The sequence below is a fragment of the Mesorhizobium sp. M1348 genome, assembly GCF_040317925.1.
Classification (GTDB): Bacteria; Pseudomonadota; Alphaproteobacteria; order Rhizobiales; family Rhizobiaceae; genus Mesorhizobium.
In genome coordinates this window covers 21,970-41,323 of the sequence record NZ_JAMYLH010000004.1, presented here as the reverse complement: position 1 = coordinate 41,323, position 19,354 = coordinate 21,970, and the positions used below count along the sequence as shown (strand labels likewise).

Below are 19,354 nucleotides of genomic sequence, written 5' to 3'. Positions count from 1 at the left end.
GCGAAGCGCACAGCAGGCGGCTCCTCCTAGCAGCGTAAGAATGCATCCGAGCAGTGTTGGCTGTCGCGATCTCCGAAGGGAGCGGACTACGCCCAGCCTGATCTCTGCGCAACTATATCGCGCATTTAGATGCGCGAAAAAGCTTACCACCTGAGCGCCGATAGGAATTATCGCGCATCTGTAATGCGCGATAATTCCATGCTGCACCTTGTCGGAAAGCAGTTCACGCGGGTCAGTATCGGGAACGCCTTCGCTTGCTCGGGATCAGGAATCCGCCCTTCAGTAGCTCCAGAGCGTCAAGTGCCTCTTCCCCCTGCAACTTTGTCAGAGCTACCCCGTCTGTGAAGACAACCTCGTCGTCATCTATATCATACACCTCCCAAAACCCGTTCGTGACTCTTCGGAGGGCGTGACGACGTTCCATCAGCAGATGCTAATTGAGTCGCGCGAAATGGAGGAAAAAAATTTGAGAACGGGCGAAATTTGCGGTGGAAAAGCTGGACGCACCGCGCGAGCTTGCCCTCCGAAGTCCACGCGCCATCTGCGCCTTGGCAGCTTCCCTCAACGGGTCCGGTCATTGCCGTGGGTCCTGACGAGCTGCCGAACCTGGTCTGGCGTCAGGCCATTCTGCTCGGCGAAATATTCCACCTCATGGACTTCGTGCGCCGATAAGTGGGTGCGATCTCGAACATCCAGCTTGCTGTGGTCGTCAGCCATCCTGGTGCTCCTTCAGCTTTGGATCAACGGCACCGCTGGCAAGCAACTTTCGTTGCCGAGCCTCGGAATCATCTTCTGTGCCACCGCCAGGCGCCCCAAAGAAGCAGCCGGCAATCCAGTGGGTCAAACCTGGTGTGAGAAGGCTGCGCGTCAAGCATCTTTCGTGGCGATCGCGGACGGGTGCGGCCCGGCACCCACCCGGCGGGACTGTCAGCAGGATGCCGGGCCTGACCGGCGGGGTTAGAGGGGCAGCGCCGGCTATCGAAGTATGAGCTCATGCTAATGGAAGCGAAGCATGCAAACGAAGGACGCAAAGGCCAGTCGATGGCGAGTAGGCCTAGTGTGTCTTGTCGTATAGGTGCGTTCTGCGCTGCTGTGGACGGTATTTCTCCACCAGGCGGACATTGTCCAGATCAACTGTCACCAGCGGTCCAAGATCAATCGTCACCTTCTCCTCATCGATCCGGGTGACTTCTCCCCTAAGCTCGATTTGCTGGCCTCGCTTTTCGTTCGAGGCACTGTCCTTGATGGAATGCGGGAATTTGTAGCCCGGGATAGAGACGCTTACGCGATCCTCTATAATCCGACGCCGAACTGTAGCGGTTATTGCCACCTCATCTCCAATGCTGAGCCGCGCCAGGGAATGAGGGTGGAGCGGCCTTGGTGGTAGTCAAGGTGTTGCTAATATACACCACGGCAAGCGCTTCATGAACGGATTGGTATGGAACCGCTAGCTGCTACTGCCCGTTGCTGTCAAAATGACTAAGCAGAAAAGTGGGATCAGCACGATGGATGGGCGCCAAAACAACACTTTTGAAATGTGCTGTCTCCTGGCCGTTCCGCTGTCACTGCTCCTTACGGTCCTATTGGCGGGTTTCGTCTTGAGCTGACCACGACCAGACTCAAGTCCACTACATCGCGTCGCATAGTTTTGCTCGCCCGACGATCCTCGAGAAAAGAGCGTCTCTCCGGCGCACGTCATGGCGCGACCGATCCGCGCGTCAACTTTGGCCGTTTCTTACTGGGTCATCTTGTCGCCGGCAATACAGCCGCGGTGGCCAGCGCACGATCTCTCAGCTCGTGCTTTCGCGACTGCTCGGCCAGTCCCTTGTGCAGTTCGAAGATTGCCAGCTTCTGCGGATAAGTGAGCGGCACGTTGGCTCTGCACCCGTCGCATATGAAGTGGGCGATCGTTCTTATCGCAGAGCCCTTCCTTACCATCGGATGCGAGCAATTCGGACAGTCGAACGTGAACGCAACATCAGACAAATCTTGGGCCAAAACCATTTCCACCTCCTGAGTGAGCCCTGCGGCTACACGCCAGCGAGTCTTGCTAGGCAACTCAGATGCCAATCCGGTTGTGCCAAAGCGGGACTAGTCGCCTCACAAACCGCGCTTGCCCCTGCGGCCCGAGACTATCAGGTTTGGCGTTAGGCTTTGCCCGACAGAGCCCGGCCGGCTCGCACGGCACGCGATTGCACGTTGCGCCTCGACCCTGCGTTTTCCTTCTGCGTCATGTTGTTGGCCGTGATCAGCCGCCTGAGGCTGGTGCGACCTTGCTCGGCTAAAGTTGAGCGCCGCGTCGGCGACCGGTCGATAATATGGGATGGCTGCCCGAACGATGAGCTTTAGATTGTTGCCCAGGACTTCGCGGCGTCGCGCACCGCAGCGAACGACAACAAACCCCTGAACACCCCGACCATGGAAAACGAGACCGACGGGAGTGAAGAGATTGCCTCCAGACTTGCTCCCAAGACGATCTTTCCCTTCCGCTGTATCGTAGCATATGATATGTATAAGGCATATCATTGGAATGCGCGATGCGAGCCCTTATCGACATGAACGATGCCCAGGTTGAAGCCCTCGACCGGCTTGCCAAACGGGCGCGCCAATCCCGTGCGGCCCTGATCCGCGCGGCAATAGACGATTATCTCGACCGCCATAATCGCGAACAGGTCGAGGATGGCTTCGGCCTGTGGGGTAAGCGCAAGGTTGATGGGCTGGCTTATCAGGAGAAGGTGCGCCGCGAATGGTAGGCGCGCTCTTCGACACCAATATCCTCGTCGACCATCTGAACGCCGTCCCCCAGGCCCGCGAGGAAATCGAGCGCTTCGTAAGCCGTGCCGTCAGTATCATCACCTGGATGGAAGTGATGGTTGGCGCAGACCCCGATCTGGTCGAGCCGACCCGGCTTTTCCTCGAAGGCTTCAAAGTCATCGCTCTGGACGACGAGATCGCCAACCGTGCAGTAGCGCTGCGGCGAGCACATCGCATCAAGCTGCCCGACGCGGTGATCTGGGCTACGGCGCAGACCGCCGGGCGCTTGCTTGTGACCCGCAATACCAAAGACTTTCCACCTGACGATCCGGGGATACGCGAACCATACACGCTGTAGCGAACGCGCCCCCGGCCCGTAACGATAGGAGCCAGCCGCATGACCCGTATCGCCCTTTACGCCCGTTATTCTTCCGGCAACCAGCGCGACGCCTCCACCGAGGACCAGTTGCGCCAGTGCCGTGAGCGCGCCGCGCGCGGGGGATGGAGCGTGGTAGAGAACTAGTCCGACACGGGCCATCTCCGGAGCATCCTTGTATTCAGTCGCTTCTTGCCGATGCTCAGGCGGGCCGTTTCGGCATGATTCTGTCAGAGGCGCTGGATCGCATCAGTCGCGATCAGGAGGACGTGGCAGGCGTCTTCAAGGGCCTGAGTTTCGCAGGCGTGACCATCGTCACCCTGTCCGAGGACCAGAAAAAAATCGCCGCGGTCGAAGGGCAGCACGGAATCGCGTGCGTCGAGGGTTTCGGCCGTCTCGCGACGATTCTACCATTCCGGGTCTTTGGGAGTTGCCCTGTCACTGCCTCGTTTCCATCTGGCGGGCGCCCGACACTTGCGGAAAGCCCGTATATTCCGGAATAAAGGAGTCTCGCGATGACCACCACCGTCCCCGCCGCCGCCGTCTCGAAAAATTTTGGCGCCTATCAGGATGCCGCGGTCCGCGCCCCGGTCATCATCACCAAGAACGGTCGCCCGCGCACGGTGCTGCTGGCCTACGAGGATTTTGTCCGGCTGTCGAAGCGCGACCGGCGAGTCGAGCTGACAGCGGAGCTCGGCACGAACGAGATCGCGGCGGTCGAAGCCTCTGAAATGGAGCAGGAATCTATACCGTCTTGATCTCAGGGGGCAGACGGGCGGGCGCTATACGCTGACGGACATGTTCGTGCCTAGCGGCGACTCGCCGCCGTATCGGCGCAATTGGAGGAATCTTACTTCAGCAGTTTGATCAGCACTGTGAAAGCCGCGTCGATGTCGGCGCGAACCGCGGCCCCGACCGCTTCCGCATTGCGGTCTCGCAGCGCTGCAAACATCTGCTGATGGTGCTGGTTGGCGGTCGAATAGTTTCCAGAATCGTGCAGCATGTTGAAATAGGGGCTGATCTGCAGCCACAGGTTCTCGATGATGCTGAGCATGTTTTCCGAGCCCGCGGCCCGGTAGATGGAAAAGTGAAAGGCGTAATTGGCCCTGAGATAGGATTTGACGTCGCCGGCGGCATTGGCCTGCTCGAGTGCCTCCAGATGCTGGCCCAGCAGCATCACGCCGTGATCGTCAATGCGTTCTGCGGCCCATGCGGCGGCGATCGCCTCGATTTCGAACCTGACGTTCCTGAGATCGATAAGCCGCGCACGACTTAATGCCGGGATACCGATCGAACGGCCGGAAACCACCATCAAGGCGTTGGCGGCGCTCAGACGCCGCAGTGCCTCGCGAACCGGCATCGGGCTGACGCCGAAAGCGTCGGCGAGGCTCTGGACCGTCACCATCTCACCTGGAACGATGCTGCCGTCGAGAATCAACTCGGTAACGTGCCGGTAAACCCTGTCCTGCAGGGTTTCCCTGGACAGCGGCGTGATCTCCACTCCCGGCTTCCTGAATGCCGCCCCAGCCATTTCTGCCAACCTTCCCCCATTCGGGCGACGCTCTGGTCATACCCGGCGCCTGTGCCCGGAATGCAAGGTTCGGATTGCCGCGTCAAGCGCCCGCGTTTCCGGCTTTTGCCTCTCGGCCATTTCATCATTGATCTTTGATCAAATCATGATACGGTCAGGCGCATCGAATGACAAGGTGTGCGTTTTCGTGCCCTTGGGAGGCATTCGTTCGTCTGAACTGGGAGGAGTTTCGTATGGGTATCGGATCGAAGGCCCGGCGGCTTGCGCTGCTTGCCGGCATGGCTGTTTGCGCTTTTGGGATGTCCGCCGCCGAAGCGGCTGGAAAGCACAAGATATTTCTCAGCATGAGCTTCATCGGCAATGATTGGCAGGCCGAGGCCGCCAACATGGTCAAGGCGATGGCGTCGCACAAGAGCATGGCCGACAAGGTGGACCTCCAGGTCCAGGTGGCGGGGCCGAACGCACAGCGCCAGATCCAGCAGATCAATGCTATGGTCCAGGCCGGCGCCGAGGCCATCGTTATCTTCCCGATCTCGCCGACGGCGCTCAACCAGGTGGTGAAGAACGCCTGCGATAAGGGCGTGAAGGTGTTTGCCTATGATGCCGAGATCACGGAGCCCTGCGCCTACAATGTCCATATCGACCAGGAAGAGGCTGGCCGCGTTACGGCGGAGTGGCTGGTCAAGAAGCTTAATGGTAAGGGCAACATCATTGCGGTGACCGGCGTCCCCGGCACCTCGGTCGATGACCTGCGCACGAAAGCGGCGAAGGAGGTGTTTGCCAAGCATCCCGACATCAAGATCGTCGGCGAGGCGGTCGGCATGTGGAGCCAGGCGGTGGCCCGTACCGAACTTTCCAAGATATTGGCGACGCGCAGCTGGGACGACATCAACGGGCTATGGATGCAGGTCGGCTGCTTCACCGCCAATTCCATGCAGCTCGAGGCCGGCAAGAAGACCAGCGAACTCCTGCCTTGCGCCGGCGAGGGTTCCAATGGCGGGCGTATCCAGATGCTGCCGGAGGGCACGGAGGTCGAGGGCGCGACGTCTCCCTATGCGCCGCTCGGCGCGGCGCGCATTTCCTATGCCTCGCCGCCTTATTCCGGGGCACTCGCTCTCAAGCTTGCCGTCGAGGCGCTTGAAGGCAAGGACGTTGCCAAGAAGACGATCCTGCCGCTGCCTGTCGTCACCAACGAGACGATAAAGCTTTGCGACGAGGGCACCTGGGCGGAGATGAAGGCTGGTTGCAACGCGTTCAAACCGTCGCTGGTCTCGAACCCAGGCTGGTTCGCCTCGATCTTCTCCGATCAGACACCTGAAATCGGTCTCGCAGCCGCCCTTGTAGGCCAGCCCGAGGAGTAGGCACTCGGAAAGTGGGCGTGGGGTGCTTTCGAGGCGCTCCACGCGCCTTTCATGCAGGCCGGGACTGGGATCATGATGTCAGCGCATTCGACAGCTGTCGGCATAGAGGGCGTCCGCAAGGCGTTTGGCGCAACAGTCGCCCTCGATGGCGTTTCCTTCGAGATCGCTTCCGGCAGCGTGCATGCCTTGCTTGGCGAGAACGGTGCGGGCAAGTCCACGCTCGTCAAGCTGCTGTCGGGGCTGGTACGGCCCGACGACGGACAAATCACCCTGTCAGGCGAACCGGCGCCACTCGGTTCGCCGCGCGCCGCGCACGCCAAAGGCGTGCAGACAGCCTTCCAGGAAATGACGCTGGTACGCGATCTCAGCGTTCTCGACAATATTTTGCTGCCTTACGCGCCCGTTGGCCCGATCGGCCTGATCAGGCGGTTGAGCGCGCGCAAGGCAGTCCGCAAGCACATCTCCGATCTGGGGTTTTCGGTCGATCTCGATGCCGAGGTAGCGACGCTCGATCTCGCCGTCCGCCAGAAGATCGAAATCGCGCGCGCGCTCTATCGCAAGCCGCGGATCCTTCTGCTCGACGAGCCGACTTCGACACTGTCAGGTGGCGACGTCGAGTGGCTGGGCGCCATCATCGCGCAGTTGAAAGCGGCCGGTACCACGGTCATGTTCATCACCCATCGCATGCGCGAGGTGCGAGCTTTCTGCGACACGCTGACCATTCTCAGGAACGGCCGCCACATCGTGACCGCGCCGGTTGCCGACGTTTCGGATGGTGAGGTGATCGAAAAGATCATCGGCCGCAGCATCGCCCAGACCTTCCCGCCGAAACCAGAAAGCGCGGCCGCCTTTGGTCCGCCGGTGCTCGGCGTACGCGATCTCAAAGCCGGGAGGAAGCTCGACGGCGTTCGTTTCGACCTGCGCAAGGGCGAGATCCTCGGCATTGCCGGATTGCAGGGCATGGGTCAGCTCGACCTGTTCCTCGCCTGTTTCGGCATGGCCGAGATCGAGCGCGGCCACATCCTGGTCGACGGGCGCAATGTGTGGCTCGGCTCGCCCGCCGATGCGCTCAAGCCCAATATGGCAATCGGGCTGGTGCCGGAGGACCGCAAGACCGAAGGCCTGTTCCTGAAGCTCTCGGGCCGGCAGAATGCATCGCTGCCGGTCGTCGCACGCTTCACCCGGTTTGGCCTGATCAGAACAGACGAGGAGGCAAAGGCCGTACAGTCCGCCTTCTCGACCGTGGAGGTCGATAGCAGTGCCTTGTGGACGAGGGCAGGGGCGTTCTCTGGCGGCAACCAGCAAAAGATAGCCATTGCCAAATGGCTCGTCGCCGAAAGCCGGATCCTGCTGCTTTTCGATCCAACCCGGGGCATCGATGTCGGCACCAAGCACGAGCTCTACGTGATGATGCGCGACTATGTGGCGGCCGGCGGCTCGATCCTCCTGCATTCAACCGAAATTCCCGAGCTGGTCCATCAATGCGACCGGGTGCTCGTCCTCTATGACGGCCATCTGGTGGCGGAGCTTACCGGCGACGAGATCACTGAAGGCGCGATCATGCGGCCGGCGCTTGGCCATCGGAACGTGGTCCGGGAGGCGGCGGAATGAGCGTGACGAGCTTGGCCGCCGCGGCACCTGCTGCGACATTGTCGCGGTTCCTCGCGCGGCATCGCGGCGCGATCATCGCGGCGATCGTCTTTGCGGTGCTCCTGCTGATCGTCGATCTGGTCAGTGCCGGGCGGCTCACTTATTTCGACATTTCGTTCCTGTCGAGCGGCGGCGCCACTTCGGCACTGGCGGCGATCGGCCAGACCCTGGTCATTCTGTCCGGCGGTTTCGACCTGTCCGCCGGCGCGGTGATCTCACTGGTCAATGTCGTCCTGGCAAACGGCATGGATCCGATGGCGACCGGCACGAGCGTTGCGCTGTGGACTTTGGCAGGAATTGGGGTCGGCATGCTGATCGGCGCCTTCAACGGCTTCTTCATTGCGGTCCTGCGTATGCAGCCTATCGTCGTCACGCTGTCGACCATGTTCATCCTGCAGGGGGTAACGCTGCTGGTCATGGACAAGCCCGGCGGCTTCGTCTCGCCCGATCTTGGCACCTTCTATCTCGGTGATGCTATCGCAGGCTGGATACCGATGCCGCTGGTGGTCATCGGCGTCGTCCTGCTCGGCTGGTTTTGGCTCAAGGGCACACGCTTCGGGACGGCGCTCTATGCGGTCGGCAGCGATCCGGATGCCGCCGCCTCGGTCGGCGTGCGCGTCGTTCTTGTGCGCTTCCTGGTCTATGTCATTGCCGGAGGCTGCTATGGGCTTGCCGGCGTTTTCATCAGCGCCCAGACCGGCAGCGGCGATCCGCTGGTTGGCAACCCGTTGTTGCTGTCGATGTTCGCGGCGGTCGTGGTCGGCGGTACAAGGCTGGGCGGCGGTCAAGGTGGGCCGGTGGGCACCGTCTTCGGCGCCTACATCCTGATGATGGTCGTCAACATCCTGCTCGTGCTCAACGTCTCGGCCTATTACTCGACGATCGCCGAGGGCACGATCCTGATCCTTGCCGTGCTTGCAGGCTCGCTGTCGCATGGCTCCGTGCTTGCCCGCCAACTGCGTGCTCTGCGGGCTCGCCTGGCCGCGCGGCGCGCCGGAATGCTGCCCTCGCAGATCGATCGCACCGACCGGCGACTGAGAATTGCCCGGGGCAGCGCCGGCGAGCAGCAGGCGCCGCAACCTGCCTTCCATGTCCGTAATGCCGAGACGCTGCGCTATGCGCTGCCGGCCTATGTCTGTCTTGCCATCGTCGTGATCGTCACCCAGATCTGGCTCGGACGCGCTATCGTCAATTTTGGCTACTGGAATTCGCTGTTCGTGCTGTCGAGCTTCCTCGCCATCCTGGCGCTTGGGCAAGGCAGCGTGATTCTTACCGGCGGGCTTGACCTGTCAGTGCCGTGGACGATCGGCCTGTCGGGAATCCTGCTTGCCGGTATGGTCAACGGATCCGACGCTGCACTGGCCTATGCGCTGCCGGCGGTGCTCGCCGTCGCTTGCCTCATCGGACTCGCCAACGGCATCGGTATCGTCTTCCTCGGCATCTCGCCGATCGTTATGACGCTGGCCACCAACGGCATTCTGCAAGGTTTCGCTTTGCTCTACTCGCAAGGCACGCCGGCCGGCTTCTCCTCGCCGATGCTGCGCTGGTTCATGACTGGCAAGGTATTCGCCATCACGCCGGTGGTGCTGTTCATGATCGCCTTCGTCGTCTTTGCCGTGCTACTGCTCGGCCGCACCGCTTTCGGCCGCCGCGTCTACGGCATCGGCAACAGCCTGCGCGCAGCCCAGCTCTCCGGCATAGCGGTCGGTCGCACGCTCATCCTCGTCTATGTGCTGTCGGCGGGCTGCGCGGCACTGGTCGGCATCATGCTGACCGGCTTTTCCGGCCAGGCCAGCCTCGGCATGGGCGACGACTATCTGCTGCCCTCCATCGCCGTCGTCGTAGTCGGCGGTGCGCTGATCACCGGCGGGCGCGGCCATTACCTCGGCATGCTGGGTGGGGTGCTGCTCCTGACCGCGTTGCAGATGCTCCTCGCCGGCACGACGCTGCCTTATGCGACGCGGGCGATCCTGTTCGGGCTGGTGGTGCTCGGTGCCGTCATGGCACTGCGCGAAAGGCGGATTCAGTGAAAGGAATGGAACAATGAGCTCAAGCGCACCGGCATCCGCGGACGAATTCCTGACCGGGCTCAAAGGCCAGCGCGTGCTGGTCACGGCGGGCGCTGGCGGCATCGGCTTTGCCATTGCAGAGACGCTATCGCGGCTCGGCGCGCGTGTCGTGATCTGCGATATTTCCGACGAGGCGCTGGCTGCCGCTCCAGAGAGGATTACGCTCGCCGCCGCAGTCAAAGCCGACGTTTCGCGCGACGACGATGTCGACCGGCTGTTCGAGACTGTCAAGGAGAAGCTCGGCGGGCTCGACGCCCTGATCAACAATGCTGGTATTGCCGGCCCGACCGGCGGCGTCGACGAGATCGATCCGGCAGACTGGCGGCGTTGCATAGATATCTGCCTGACCGGCCAGTTCCTGTGCGCGCGCCGTGCCGTGCCGCTGATCAAGGCGGCGGGAGGCGGCTCGATCGTCTCGATGTCTTCGGCCGCCGGCCGCCATGGCTACGCGTTCCGCACCCCCTATTCGGCTGCCAAGTTCGGCGTCGTCGGCCTGACCCAGAGTCTTGCCAAGGAACTCGGACCGCATGGCATCAGGGTCAATGCCATCTTGCCCGGCATCATCGAAGGGCCGCGCATCGACAAGGTCATTGCCGACCGAGCAAAGCAATTAGGCATTTCAAACGAGGAGATGACACAACGCTATCTGCAGAACATCTCGCTGCGCCGTATGACCAGCCCATACGATGTCGCTGCGATGGTGGCTTTCCTGCTTTCCGATGCGGGCGTCAACATTTCCGGCCAATCGCTCGGCGTCGACGGCAACGTCGAGACACTCTGAGGAGGGCGAGCATGGCGAAGGTAGCAATTGTCGGAAGCGGCTTCATCGGGCGGGCGTGGGCGATCAGCTTCGCTCGTGCCGGGCACGATGTGCGCATGTGGGACCAGGCGCCTGCCGCGACCAGCGGTGCGCGCGACTATATCGCCGGCGTGCTCGGCGACCTCGCCGCCAACGATTTGCTGCGGGGACAGGCGGTTGATGCAGTGCTCGGCCGCATCACCATTGTGGCGGAGCTTGGCGAGGCCCTGGCCGATGCCGTCCACGTCCAGGAGAACACACCGGAAAACCTCGAGGTGAAGCGTGACGTGTTCTCCCGGATCGACGTCCTTGCGGGTCCGCAGGCGGTGCTCGCCAGTTCCACCTCGGCGCTGTTGCTGTCGAAATTCACCGATCATCTGCAGGGGCGCCATCGCTGCCTCGTCGTACACCCGATCAATCCGCCCTATCTCATCCCGGCAGCGGAAGTCGTGCCGGCGCCATGGACCTCCGCCGAAACGGTGGAAAGGACCCGCGCCTTTCTTGTCGAAGCGGGCCACGCGCCGCTGGTGATGAAGCGCGAACTCGACGGCTTCATCATGAATCGCTTGCAGGGCGCGCTGTTGGAGGAGGCGTTCCGGCTCGTCGCCGACGGCTATGCCAGCGTCGAGGACGTCGATACGGGCCTGCGCGAGGGGCTGGCGCTGCGCTGGTCGTTCATGGGTCCGTTCGAAACGATCGACCTCAACGCACCTGGTGGTGTGCGCGACTATGTAGAGCGCTACCAGACGATCTATTCCAACATCTTCCCGCAGATGCTGCGTCGGGTCGACTGGGCGGGCGAGGTCATGGAAACGGTCGAGGCCGAGCGCCGCAAGCGCCTGCCGCGGGAAGAACTCGGCGATCGGCAGGTCTGGCGCGACCGCCGGCTGATGGCGCTGGCGGCGCACAAGAAAAAATCGGATCAGGAGTTTGGACGATGACGGAAGCAAGCCGCAAGCCCGGCGCCCCGCAGGCCAAGGGCAAGGTCATCATCACCTGTGCGGTGACGGGGGCAATCCATACGCCGACCATGTCGCCCTATCTGCCGATCACGCCGGACCAGATCGCCTCGCAGGCGATCGCGGCGGCGGAGGCTGGTGCGGCGATCCTGCATCTGCATGCCCGCGACCCTGAGACCGGCAAGCCCGACCAGACGCCGGAGGCGTTCGCGCGTTTCCTGCCGCGCGTCAAGCAAGGCACCAATGCCGCCATCAACATCACCACCGGCGGCAGTCCTTACATGAAGGTGGAGGAGCGTGTGCGCCCCGCCGCCCAGTTCAAGCCGGAAGTCGCCTCGCTCAACATGGGGTCGATCAATTTCGGGCTCTATCACCTCGTAGACAAATACGAAACGTTCAAGTTCGACTGGGAAAGGCCGCACCTGGAAGCGACGCGTGACCTGGTCTTCCGCAACTCGTTCAAGGACATCGAGTACATACTGGAGACCTGTTACGACAACGGCACGCGCTTCGAGTTCGAGTGCTACGACATCGCCCATCTCTATAACCTCTCCCATTTCGCAGATCGCGGGCTGGTGAAACCACCGTTCTTCGTGCAGTCCGTATTCGGCCTGCTCGGCGGCATCGGTACGCATCCCGAAGACGTCGCCCATATGAAGCGCACCGCCGATCGCCTGTTCGGCTTGCAGTACCGCTGGTCGGTGCTGGGTGCCGGCGCGAGCCAGTTGCGCATTGCCGCGCAATCGGCAGCGCTTGGCGGCAATATCCGCGTTGGGCTTGAAGACAGTCTTTGGGCCGGTAAGGGCAAGCTTGCCAAGTCAAATGCCGAGCAGGTGGTGCTTGCCCGCAAGATCATCGAAGGCCTCGGCATGGAAGTGGCAACGCCCGACGAGGCCCGCGAAATCCTGTCATTGAAGGGCGGCGACCAGGTCGCGTTCTGACCGGTTTCTGCAAGGTTCGAACAGAGGAGGACGGCATGAAGATCGAGGTCGTGGTGGACGTGAAGACCACGCTGGGCGAGGGACCGCTGTGGGACGTTGAACAGGAGCGCCTCTACTGGATAGACAGTTTCGACGGGCGTGTGTTTCGGGCGACCGCCGACGGCCGCGAGATCCGTTGCTGGGACGTGCCGATGAAGATCGGTTCGATGGCATTGCGCAAGGACGGCGGTGGCGCAGTGGTGTCGCTACAGCGCGGTTTCCATCTGCTTGATTTCGCCACCGGCGAGGTGACGCTGATCCACGATCCAGAGCCGGACAGGCCGATGAACCGGCTCAATGACGGCAAGGTCGATCGGCGCGGCCGCTTCTTCGCCGGCTCAATGGACACGATGGAAGAGGGACCCTCCGGCGGGCTCTACCGGCTCGATCCCGATTTCTCCGTGACCAGGATCGATTCCGGCATCATCTGCTCCAACGGCCCATGCTGGAGTCCCGACGACCGCACCTTCTATTTCGCCGACACCTGGACCGGCGAGATCTGGGCCTACGACTATGATATCGAAACCGGTGCCGCCACCAACAGGCGCACTTTCACGCGCGTCGATACCAGCCGGGGAGGGGCGGCCGACGGCTCGACAGTCGATGCGGAAGGATTCCTCTGGAACGCACTGGTCTATGACGGCAGGCTGGTGCGTTACGCGCCCGACGGCAGCGTTGATCGCATCATCGACATGCCCGTCAAGAAGATCACCAGCGTCATGTTCGGCGGGCCGAAGCTTGATACCCTGTACGTCACGTCGATGGCCAAGCCGCCGCTGCCGCGCTTTCCGGGCGACGGAGTTTTACGCGGCAGCCTTTTTGCCATTACCGGCCTCGGTGTAACGGGAGTTCCGGAGCCAAGATTTGCTGCGTGAAGCTCGGCATCAAGCTGTTGCTTTATGGCGTTCATCGTCTCGGCAGCTTTCCGCAATACTCAGTCTCTAGCAGCCTGCCATCCGACGGGCGTGGCCGGCGGCCGGCATGATCCTCGCGCCCGAATTCGTTTCAACAGGCTCGCCGGGACAAGCCTTCTCCGCGTACCTCGTCGCTGCGGCCCGCCAACTGAGTCAGCGGCGCTTGGATGGGCTCTCTCGCCCTATTGAGAGAATTGGCAACCCCGACCGGGAGGCCTATTTTTCGGCACTTTGAATGTCAGTAAAAAAATATGCTATTTTCTGACACATCAAGACGGTCGTTTCTTCAGTTTCCTGATCGGATTTTGAGGCGCGCCCGCGGCAGCGCTTTCACGTCCAGCGAGTTTCTTGATCTGGCGGAACGGTCAGCGATCGATCAGGCGCTCTCGCTCTCGCTTCATCAAAAGAGGTAGGTTGGCGTCTCGCCCGCGGACGCGCTGCCGCCCGAGGAGCAAGCCGGCACGTTCAGGCATCGCACCTGAGCGGATTGCGAATGGGAGGGCTATCGCGAGCGGAGGCAGGCCGACACTAGCTGCGCGTCCGATGGCCGGGCATGCACCAACGCTCGTTCGCCGGCAGGGCGAAGGCGCTCTGTTCAGCACGGTAAAGGGGCGCTTGTCTTCTGCACGAGCTGCGACTGAGGCGGGCCGGTGTGGAGATCCACAAGCAGTCTCAATGATGGCCTTTGCAAGCGCCTCGCCCTCATGCAACGGCAACGGTCCATAGAGCAAGTTGACCGTCTCTCGCTCGGCAGCACGCCGGCCGGGCAGGTCAGCTCGATCGCCATGCGCACGAGCTGCAGGCCGGTTCAGCCCACGCCGCATTCGCTTCGCATGAGCAAGGCCTATCGCTCTGCTGCTAAATCGCTGTGCGGCTTTCGGCCAATAGGCTCAAACCTTGTGAGCTGGTCCGTGCGGGCAGGCTGACCAGGCTCGATCTTCGTCAACCGCAATCTCGCCTCGGCCACGCGTCGTTGCGCAGCCCGGATCCTGCTGCACAGCGCGATATTGATGCCGACACCGCAGCCTTCATCCAGCATTTCATTCGCACGTTCGAGGGAGCGCTCGGCCCGGTTAAGCCGCTGTCGGGCTCTCGCCAGTTCCATCTCCAAAAGTTCCATTATTCCGAATCCATTGCGGTCCCTTCGATTGGTAAACCGCTTGTGGTCGCCGTTGGTTCCGGCTGTTCGCAAGCGTGCAGCCCAGACGGTCGATGTGGCTGGCACAATTCTAGAGCGAGAGTGATGGCGCAGGTGGCCTGAAGGTCGCGACGAATGAAACGCCGGCCCAGTTCAACCCACGCGACGTCCTTCAACGCTGAGGGGATCGATCTTCACCAAGCGGTCTGCGGCCTCGACCGCAGTTCGTATCCTGCTGGACAGCGCGAGATTCTCGGCCAGCATTTCTTCGGTGCGTTTAAGCGCGACCTCGGTCCGGCGGATGCGCTGCCTGGCATTGGCAACTTCCGATGTCAAAATATCGGCCGCCATCCCGTGGCCCTTGGGTTCCATAGTGTCCATGGATTTCTAACACATGGGGGCCGACATCGTTCCCTGATGTCGGGCGAAACGGGGTGTCGCAGTTCCTCTATCAGTGATGAGCGGTGCCAATATGGCCCGGCCGTCATTGCGGCCGCAAAAAACGCGCGATGGGCCTAATGACCAATGCGCATCCTGCCAAAACAGCGCCTGAATGAGCCCTCGGCGACGCGAGCGCCAGCCGCGCCGGCGCGCCGACCGCGAACTGCTCGTCGATGAACGCTGGTACGCGACGCGTACGGTGCAAGAGGTTCTATACATAATCATTCAAGTGAATGATGGGTGATCTATCGGAACATCAACGGGGAGCTCATCGGCCTCCCAACGGTGCAGGCCGTCCTTGCCTCAGGCGAGTTCGCGCATCCCCGCATCACAGCTACCAGGCACGATCTGGCGCTGACGAACGCTGCGGCTGGCCAAAGCAGCGTGGGCGCCTGGCCAGTCAATCGCCCTCCATGCCCGTTGCGACCGGAACGGTATTGGTTAATGCAACCTCCGCCGTGTCTTGGCGTTTAGCCGCGTCCAAACGCGCGGAGCGACAAGAATGCCAACGTTCATTCCGATTACGATATACCTCAATGGCAACGCGACGGTGGTCAAAACGATAGCAGACGCCGCTAAGGCGCTTGAACAACCATGGCCACATACGGCCAAGCCAGGACGGCTCAAAGCGATGCGGATGATCAAAGAATGCATGGCCGGCCATTGCAGCCAATATGCTGCATTCGGTGCCTTCAAGGCGGCGGCAACGGAACAGGGGCTTCTTAGAAAACGTCTGTGACCACCGCCAAATGAATCAGGTCGACCCGCACGCCTGGCCCACCCCGCCCCTCGAGCGCACCGCCAGTGGCCGGCTATACAGCGATATCGACGCCGTTACGCCATGGAACTACCTGCGCTGAACGGCCTTCGCTGCACGACGCACGCACGGGACCAGGGCCTCGATCAGTGAGCTTATCGCTTCGCGTGGCTCATCACGATGGTGCGAACCCAGAGGCGCGATGCTGACTAGCGAGTCCGCTAGGCGCACGGCTGGCTCACTCCCATGCTCAAACCTGAGTGCTATGACCGGCTTCGCCGCTAGGCGACAAGTTGGTCCCCAGCCTCCTTCGGCGTTTCGGTGGGAGGTGCGATGACATCCCCCTCCATGTGAAGAGCGTGATTACATGCGTACGACCATAATGAGCATCATCAAGCCCCTTCTGGGTGTTAGCTTTCACAGCGCCGCTATCTGCGTAGCTCTGTGCCCGTCCCCATCATAGCCAGGACCATGGCGGCTGTGCCGTCGAGGCTACCCCTTGACCGCTGAGCCGATGATTGAATCCACGAAGAAGCGCTGCAGAAAGACGAAGAGCACCAACGGCGGCAGCACAGCAAGTGTGGCCCCAGCCATCACCAGTCCCGTATTGAGGGCGCCTCTGTTGTAGCTGAGCAGGCGGCTCAGGCTGATAACGATAGGATAGTCGTGTGCATTGCCCTGTAGAACCGTCAGCGGCCATAGATAGCTGTTCCAGTGGTAGACGAAGGCAAACAGCGCCAGTGCCGCGATTGCCGGCGCCACGCTCGGCGCGACGATCTTGAACAGGATCAGGAGTTCCGACGCCCCGTCCATCCGCGCGGCGTCGATCAGATCGTCCGGCACGCCGGCTATGAACTGGCGCATCAGGAAAATGCCGAACGCATTGGCGAGGTTGGGTACGATAATGCCGGCAAGGCTGGCATTCAGGCCGATTGATCCGACGAGACGGTACAGCGGGATCAGGGTGACGATCGGCGGCAGGAACATGGTGGCGATCAGCACCGAAAACAGCAGTGAGCGGCCGGGAAAGTGATGCTTGGCGAAGGCATAGCCAGCCATCATGCTGGTGACCAGAATGCCGGCGGTGGTGATCGTGGCGATCACCAGCGAATTCCACATCGAGCGGCCGACATTGATGACGCCGGACACTTTCTCATACGCTTCAATGCTCGGCGTGCGCGGTATCCAGACCGGCGGCACCTGCATGGTTTCGGCCGTCGTCTTCAGACTGGAGAGCACCATCCACAACAGCGGAAAGGCGGAGGCGACGGCAACCAGCAGCATCAGCGTGGCGAGCAGCGTTCTGCGGCCTGCCAGGCGCTTGCGCGCCAGCCGGCGCGATCCTGAGCGGCCCGGCGCGCTCATTCGTCATCCTTCCGGTTGGCATAGGCGAACAGCGCGCACACAACGACGATCAGCGCCAGCATCAGCATCACTGCCATGGCCGAGCCCAACCCGCCTTGCGCGCGCTCGATGCCGACTCGGCGGATATGGTAGGTCAGCACGTTGGTCGAGCCGACCGGCCCGCCTTGGGTGATCAGCGCCACCGGCTCGAATACCTGCACGGCGTTGATGATGGCGATGACGGCGCTGAACAGGAGCGTGCGGCGCATTAGCGGCAAGGTGATGAAGCGGAACTGTTCGCGTCGGTTGGCGCCGTCCAGCGTCGCCGCCTCGTAAAGACTGCCCGGGATCTGGGTCAGCCCGGCAACCGCCAGCACCGTAAAATAGCCGATCTGCTGCCAGACATTGAGCACGACGATTGAGATCAACGCCGATCTTGGCGAAGACAGCCAGGGTTGCGGGCCGATGCCGGCGAGGCCGAGCATCTGGTTGAGCGGCCCTTCGCTCGGCGAATAAAGCTTCGACCAGACCAGCGTCACGGCGATCATCGGCACCATGTAGGTGGAAAACAACACGGTCCGCAGCGCCGTGCCGCCTGCGACATCGCGCTGGTAGACCATCAAGCCGAACGCTACCGAAAGGGGCAGGATAAGCATCACCGACAATGCCGTGTAGATGGCGGTGTTGAGCAGCGCTCGCTTGAAATCCCGCCCGACCGAGGTCGGGCCGAATATTTCGCGAAAATTGTCGAAGCCAATGAAGCTCGCATTGGAAAAAGGTGTCTGCGCCGACCAGTCCTGGAATGACAGCCAGATGGTGAGCAGCATCGGCAACAGGATGAAAATGCCGATCAATGTCACGGCGGGCGCCAGCATGATGCCCGCCGAGGCACGATAGGTCTTGATCATCGCTCTGCTTCCAAAGCGTTGGGCTCTCGAAACAGCGCCTTCGCTATTTGGCGGCACGCTCCAGGATCGAGACGGCATCGGCCTGCGCGTTCGCCTGCGCATCCTTGGCCGAGAGCTGACCATACTGCAACGCCTCGAGCGTCTGCTGCAGCGATTCGCTGAACTCCTGGCCGCCCGGCACGACGGGGAAGGGCTTGGCGTCGGCGAGCACGCTGACATAGCCGGATAGGAACTCGGAGCCGAGCTTGTCCTTATGGGCTTCGATGTCGGAGGTCCGCGTCGGCAGGATGCCCATCGACATCAGAATATCCGACATTGCCGAGGCGCCGTTCTTGCCGGACTTCGGACTGTTCAGCCATGCCAGGAAATCCCATGCCGCTTTTTGTTCGGCCTGACCGGCATTGGCGTTGACGACGGTCATCCATGAATAGGAGATCGAGTGCGGCTTGTCGCCGCTCGGACCGACCGGGATGGGTGCGGTGGCGATATTGGAGAACTTGTCGCCCATGCCGGTCTTCAATGCGCTTTCCCACCAGTTGGCCATGATGATCATGCCGGTCTTGCCGGAGACGAAATTGTCGAGGAAGGGACCGGTTGTGTTGGCGTCGGCGGTGGCCATCGCCGGATCGCTGACGCCGGATTTGATCAGATCCTCGTAGAGCTGGAAAGTCTCACCGGCTTGAGGACTGTCGAGCATCGGTTTGCCGTCCTTGACCAGCTCGCCGCCATTGGAGACCAGCAGCGAGGCGAAGGGATGGACGACGCCCGCCGCCCAGGAATTGATCATGCCGAAACCTTGCTGGCCGGCATCTTTCCTGGTCAGCTTCTCGGCCGCATCCTTCAACTCGGACCAGGTCTTCGGCGCGGCCGTAATGCCTGCCTGTTTGAACAGCTCCTTATTGTAGTTCAGCGCATAGACGTCGATCTCGTTCGGAATGCCGTAGAGCGTGCCACCAACGGAGGCTGCGCTGACGACACCGGCCGGCCACGCACTTTTGACCTCGCCGGCAACCACATCGGGGGCCGGCGCGACCAGCTTGTCTCGCGCCAGTTCGGGCAGCCACAAATCATAGATGCCGCCGATTGTCGGCCCATCGGAACTGCCGCCCTGGGAACGCAGTGTCGTCAGGAGGTCGCCGAAGGGAACGGCGCGAATGGCGACGGTCACATCTGGATTGGTCTTGGCGTAGTCCTTGGCCGCGGCGTCCAGCAAGGCCACCGTCTCCGGCGACCAGTGGGTCAGATAGGAGATGTTGACCGACTGAGCCCAGCCGACGGTGGGCGATGTCAACAACCCTGCAGCCAGTGCCAGTTTCGAAATCCAAGCCAAAGACATCCAGACCCTCCGCACAGCCGCACAGCGATGTCAATGA

22 protein-coding genes are annotated in these 19,354 nt (G+C 61.8%); 13 read left to right on the top strand and 9 right to left on the bottom strand.

The features are described 5' to 3' along the window. Window positions 1-561 precede the first annotated feature (561 nt). The 3 genes from NKH13_RS09100 to NKH13_RS09090 all read right to left on the bottom strand — a co-directional run bounded on the left by NKH13_RS09100 (window position 562) and on the right by NKH13_RS09090 (window position 2,004). Entirely contained in the window at window positions 562-717 is a 156-nt protein-coding gene (locus NKH13_RS09100; RefSeq protein ID WP_352716718.1) for a DUF3606 domain-containing protein, read from the bottom strand. Window positions 718-1,054: 337 nt separating this feature from the next. After that, entirely contained in the window at window positions 1,055-1,330 is a 276-nt protein-coding gene (locus tag NKH13_RS09095) for a hypothetical protein (protein WP_352716719.1), read from the bottom strand. A gap of 413 nt (window positions 1,331-1,743) precedes the next feature. Further along, window positions 1,744-2,004 carry a hypothetical protein gene (locus tag NKH13_RS09090; RefSeq protein ID WP_352912264.1) on the bottom strand — a complete coding sequence of 87 codons (261 nt, stop codon included), beginning with the start codon at window positions 2,002-2,004 and terminating at the stop codon, window positions 1,744-1,746. 533 nt (window positions 2,005-2,537) lie between these two features. On the opposite strand from NKH13_RS09090, the gene NKH13_RS09085 reads away from it, so the two are divergent. The 5 genes from NKH13_RS09085 to NKH13_RS09065 all read left to right on the top strand — a co-directional run bounded on the left by NKH13_RS09085 (window position 2,538) and on the right by NKH13_RS09065 (window position 3,888). Then, window positions 2,538-2,753 carry a ribbon-helix-helix protein, CopG family gene (locus NKH13_RS09085; RefSeq protein ID WP_352716723.1) on the top strand — a complete coding sequence of 72 codons (216 nt, stop codon included), beginning with the start codon at window positions 2,538-2,540 and terminating at the stop codon, window positions 2,751-2,753. Then, window positions 2,747-3,112, top strand: a complete 366-nt coding sequence (locus NKH13_RS09080; protein WP_352716725.1) for a type II toxin-antitoxin system VapC family toxin — start codon at window positions 2,747-2,749, stop codon at window positions 3,110-3,112. Before NKH13_RS09085 ends, NKH13_RS09080 begins: the two co-directional genes overlap by 7 nt. 39 nt (window positions 3,113-3,151) lie before the next feature. Next, complete coding sequence (locus NKH13_RS09075; RefSeq protein WP_352716727.1) at window positions 3,152-3,277, top strand: recombinase family protein; 126 nt, start codon at window positions 3,152-3,154, stop codon at window positions 3,275-3,277. 74 nt (window positions 3,278-3,351) lie between these two features. After that, the gene (locus NKH13_RS09070; RefSeq protein WP_352716728.1) at window positions 3,352-3,633 is read left to right on the top strand and encodes a recombinase family protein; all 282 of its coding nucleotides are present in this window, start codon (window positions 3,352-3,354) and stop codon (window positions 3,631-3,633) included. Between the two features lie 12 nt (window positions 3,634-3,645). Continuing rightward, window positions 3,646-3,888, top strand: coding sequence for a type II toxin-antitoxin system Phd/YefM family antitoxin (locus NKH13_RS09065; protein ID WP_352716729.1), 243 nt, complete (start codon window positions 3,646-3,648; stop codon window positions 3,886-3,888). A gap of 92 nt (window positions 3,889-3,980) precedes the next feature. Here NKH13_RS09065 and NKH13_RS09060 read toward each other — a convergent pair whose 3' ends face one another. Continuing rightward, on the bottom strand, window positions 3,981-4,661 hold the full coding sequence (locus NKH13_RS09060) for a GntR family transcriptional regulator (protein WP_352716731.1): 681 nt from the start codon (window positions 4,659-4,661) through the stop codon (window positions 3,981-3,983). 233 nt (window positions 4,662-4,894) lie between these two features. Here NKH13_RS09060 and NKH13_RS09055 point away from each other — a divergent pair, with 233 nt between their 5' ends. From NKH13_RS09055 to NKH13_RS09025, 7 genes are all read left to right on the top strand, one after another. Further along, entirely contained in the window at window positions 4,895-6,022 is a 1,128-nt protein-coding gene (locus tag NKH13_RS09055) for a sugar ABC transporter substrate-binding protein (RefSeq protein WP_352716732.1), read from the top strand. Window positions 6,023-6,094: 72 nt separating this feature from the next. Continuing rightward, window positions 6,095-7,633 carry a sugar ABC transporter ATP-binding protein gene (locus NKH13_RS09050; protein WP_502914559.1) on the top strand — a complete coding sequence of 513 codons (1,539 nt, stop codon included), beginning with the start codon at window positions 6,095-6,097 and terminating at the stop codon, window positions 7,631-7,633. Then, window positions 7,630-9,702 (top strand): ABC transporter permease, encoded by a 2,073-nt coding sequence (locus tag NKH13_RS09045; RefSeq protein WP_352716734.1) that lies wholly within the window; start codon window positions 7,630-7,632, stop codon window positions 9,700-9,702. Before NKH13_RS09050 ends, NKH13_RS09045 begins: the two co-directional genes overlap by 4 nt. Before the next feature lie 13 nt (window positions 9,703-9,715). After that, entirely contained in the window at window positions 9,716-10,522 is an 807-nt protein-coding gene (locus NKH13_RS09040; protein WP_352716736.1) for an SDR family oxidoreductase, read from the top strand. Between the two features lie 11 nt (window positions 10,523-10,533). Beyond that, window positions 10,534-11,481 (top strand): 3-hydroxyacyl-CoA dehydrogenase, encoded by a 948-nt coding sequence (locus tag NKH13_RS09035; RefSeq protein ID WP_352716738.1) that lies wholly within the window; start codon window positions 10,534-10,536, stop codon window positions 11,479-11,481. Further along, window positions 11,478-12,440, top strand: a complete 963-nt coding sequence (gene kce, locus NKH13_RS09030) for a 3,5-dioxohexanoate:acetyl-CoA acetone transferase (RefSeq protein WP_352716739.1) — start codon at window positions 11,478-11,480, stop codon at window positions 12,438-12,440. The genes NKH13_RS09035 and kce overlap by 4 nt, the downstream gene beginning before the upstream one ends. A gap of 35 nt (window positions 12,441-12,475) precedes the next feature. Next, on the top strand, window positions 12,476-13,354 hold the full coding sequence (locus tag NKH13_RS09025) for an SMP-30/gluconolactonase/LRE family protein (protein ID WP_352716741.1): 879 nt from the start codon (window positions 12,476-12,478) through the stop codon (window positions 13,352-13,354). A gap of 883 nt (window positions 13,355-14,237) precedes the next feature. Here the strand turns inward: NKH13_RS09025 and NKH13_RS09020 are convergent. Both NKH13_RS09020 and NKH13_RS09015 read right to left on the bottom strand, forming a co-directional pair. Next, window positions 14,238-14,513, bottom strand: coding sequence for a hypothetical protein (locus NKH13_RS09020; RefSeq protein WP_352716743.1), 276 nt, complete (start codon window positions 14,511-14,513; stop codon window positions 14,238-14,240). 171 nt (window positions 14,514-14,684) lie between these two features. Beyond that, the gene (locus tag NKH13_RS09015) at window positions 14,685-14,903 is read right to left on the bottom strand and encodes a hypothetical protein (RefSeq protein WP_352912260.1); all 219 of its coding nucleotides are present in this window, start codon (window positions 14,901-14,903) and stop codon (window positions 14,685-14,687) included. Between the two features lie 571 nt (window positions 14,904-15,474). Here NKH13_RS09015 and NKH13_RS09010 point away from each other — a divergent pair. Beyond that, on the top strand, window positions 15,475-15,711 hold the full coding sequence (locus tag NKH13_RS09010) for a DUF982 domain-containing protein (RefSeq protein WP_352912258.1): 237 nt from the start codon (window positions 15,475-15,477) through the stop codon (window positions 15,709-15,711). A gap of 510 nt (window positions 15,712-16,221) precedes the next feature. Here NKH13_RS09010 and NKH13_RS09005 read toward each other — a convergent pair. The 3 genes from NKH13_RS09005 to NKH13_RS08995 are packed head-to-tail and all read right to left on the bottom strand — an operon-like array spanning window position 16,222 to window position 19,317. Then, complete coding sequence (locus NKH13_RS09005; RefSeq protein ID WP_352912256.1) at window positions 16,222-17,094, bottom strand: carbohydrate ABC transporter permease; 873 nt, start codon at window positions 17,092-17,094, stop codon at window positions 16,222-16,224. Continuing rightward, window positions 17,091-17,981, bottom strand: coding sequence for a carbohydrate ABC transporter permease (locus tag NKH13_RS09000; RefSeq protein ID WP_352720091.1), 891 nt, complete (start codon window positions 17,979-17,981; stop codon window positions 17,091-17,093). Before NKH13_RS09000 ends, NKH13_RS09005 begins: the two co-directional genes overlap by 4 nt. Window positions 17,982-18,024: 43 nt before the next feature. Further along, the gene (locus NKH13_RS08995; protein WP_352720089.1) at window positions 18,025-19,317 is read right to left on the bottom strand and encodes an ABC transporter substrate-binding protein; all 1,293 of its coding nucleotides are present in this window, start codon (window positions 19,315-19,317) and stop codon (window positions 18,025-18,027) included. Between the last annotated feature and the right edge of the window lie 37 nt (window positions 19,318-19,354).

Bases quoted from the DNA above. Each gene is read 5' to 3' on its own strand.
- NKH13_RS09100 (WP_352716718.1), bottom strand. From the start codon at position 717: ATGGCTGACGACCACAGCAAGCTGGATGTTCGAGATCGCACCCACTTA.
- NKH13_RS09090 (WP_352912264.1), bottom strand. From the start codon at position 2,004: ATGGTTTTGGCCCAAGATTTGTCTGATGTTGCGTTCACGTTCGACTGT.
- NKH13_RS09085 (WP_352716723.1), top strand. From the start codon at position 2,538: ATGCGAGCCCTTATCGACATGAACGATGCCCAGGTTGAAGCCCTCGAC.
- NKH13_RS09080 (WP_352716725.1), top strand. From the start codon at position 2,747: ATGGTAGGCGCGCTCTTCGACACCAATATCCTCGTCGACCATCTGAAC.
- NKH13_RS09075 (WP_352716727.1), top strand. From the start codon at position 3,152: ATGACCCGTATCGCCCTTTACGCCCGTTATTCTTCCGGCAACCAGCGC.
- NKH13_RS09070 (WP_352716728.1), top strand. From the start codon at position 3,352: ATGATTCTGTCAGAGGCGCTGGATCGCATCAGTCGCGATCAGGAGGAC.
- NKH13_RS09065 (WP_352716729.1), top strand. From the start codon at position 3,646: ATGACCACCACCGTCCCCGCCGCCGCCGTCTCGAAAAATTTTGGCGCC.
- NKH13_RS09060 (WP_352716731.1), bottom strand. From the start codon at position 4,661: ATGGCTGGGGCGGCATTCAGGAAGCCGGGAGTGGAGATCACGCCGCTG.
- NKH13_RS09055 (WP_352716732.1), top strand. From the start codon at position 4,895: ATGGGTATCGGATCGAAGGCCCGGCGGCTTGCGCTGCTTGCCGGCATG.
- NKH13_RS09050 (WP_502914559.1), top strand. From the start codon at position 6,095: ATGATGTCAGCGCATTCGACAGCTGTCGGCATAGAGGGCGTCCGCAAG.
- NKH13_RS09045 (WP_352716734.1), top strand. From the start codon at position 7,630: ATGAGCGTGACGAGCTTGGCCGCCGCGGCACCTGCTGCGACATTGTCG.
- NKH13_RS09040 (WP_352716736.1), top strand. From the start codon at position 9,716: ATGAGCTCAAGCGCACCGGCATCCGCGGACGAATTCCTGACCGGGCTC.
- NKH13_RS09035 (WP_352716738.1), top strand. From the start codon at position 10,534: ATGGCGAAGGTAGCAATTGTCGGAAGCGGCTTCATCGGGCGGGCGTGG.
- kce (WP_352716739.1), top strand. From the start codon at position 11,478: ATGACGGAAGCAAGCCGCAAGCCCGGCGCCCCGCAGGCCAAGGGCAAG.
- NKH13_RS09025 (WP_352716741.1), top strand. From the start codon at position 12,476: ATGAAGATCGAGGTCGTGGTGGACGTGAAGACCACGCTGGGCGAGGGA.
- NKH13_RS09020 (WP_352716743.1), bottom strand. From the start codon at position 14,513: ATGGAACTTTTGGAGATGGAACTGGCGAGAGCCCGACAGCGGCTTAAC.
- NKH13_RS09015 (WP_352912260.1), bottom strand. From the start codon at position 14,903: ATGGAACCCAAGGGCCACGGGATGGCGGCCGATATTTTGACATCGGAA.
- NKH13_RS09010 (WP_352912258.1), top strand. From the start codon at position 15,475: ATGCCAACGTTCATTCCGATTACGATATACCTCAATGGCAACGCGACG.
- NKH13_RS09005 (WP_352912256.1), bottom strand. From the start codon at position 17,094: ATGAGCGCGCCGGGCCGCTCAGGATCGCGCCGGCTGGCGCGCAAGCGC.
- NKH13_RS09000 (WP_352720091.1), bottom strand. From the start codon at position 17,981: ATGATCAAGACCTATCGTGCCTCGGCGGGCATCATGCTGGCGCCCGCC.
- NKH13_RS08995 (WP_352720089.1), bottom strand. From the start codon at position 19,317: ATGTCTTTGGCTTGGATTTCGAAACTGGCACTGGCTGCAGGGTTGTTG.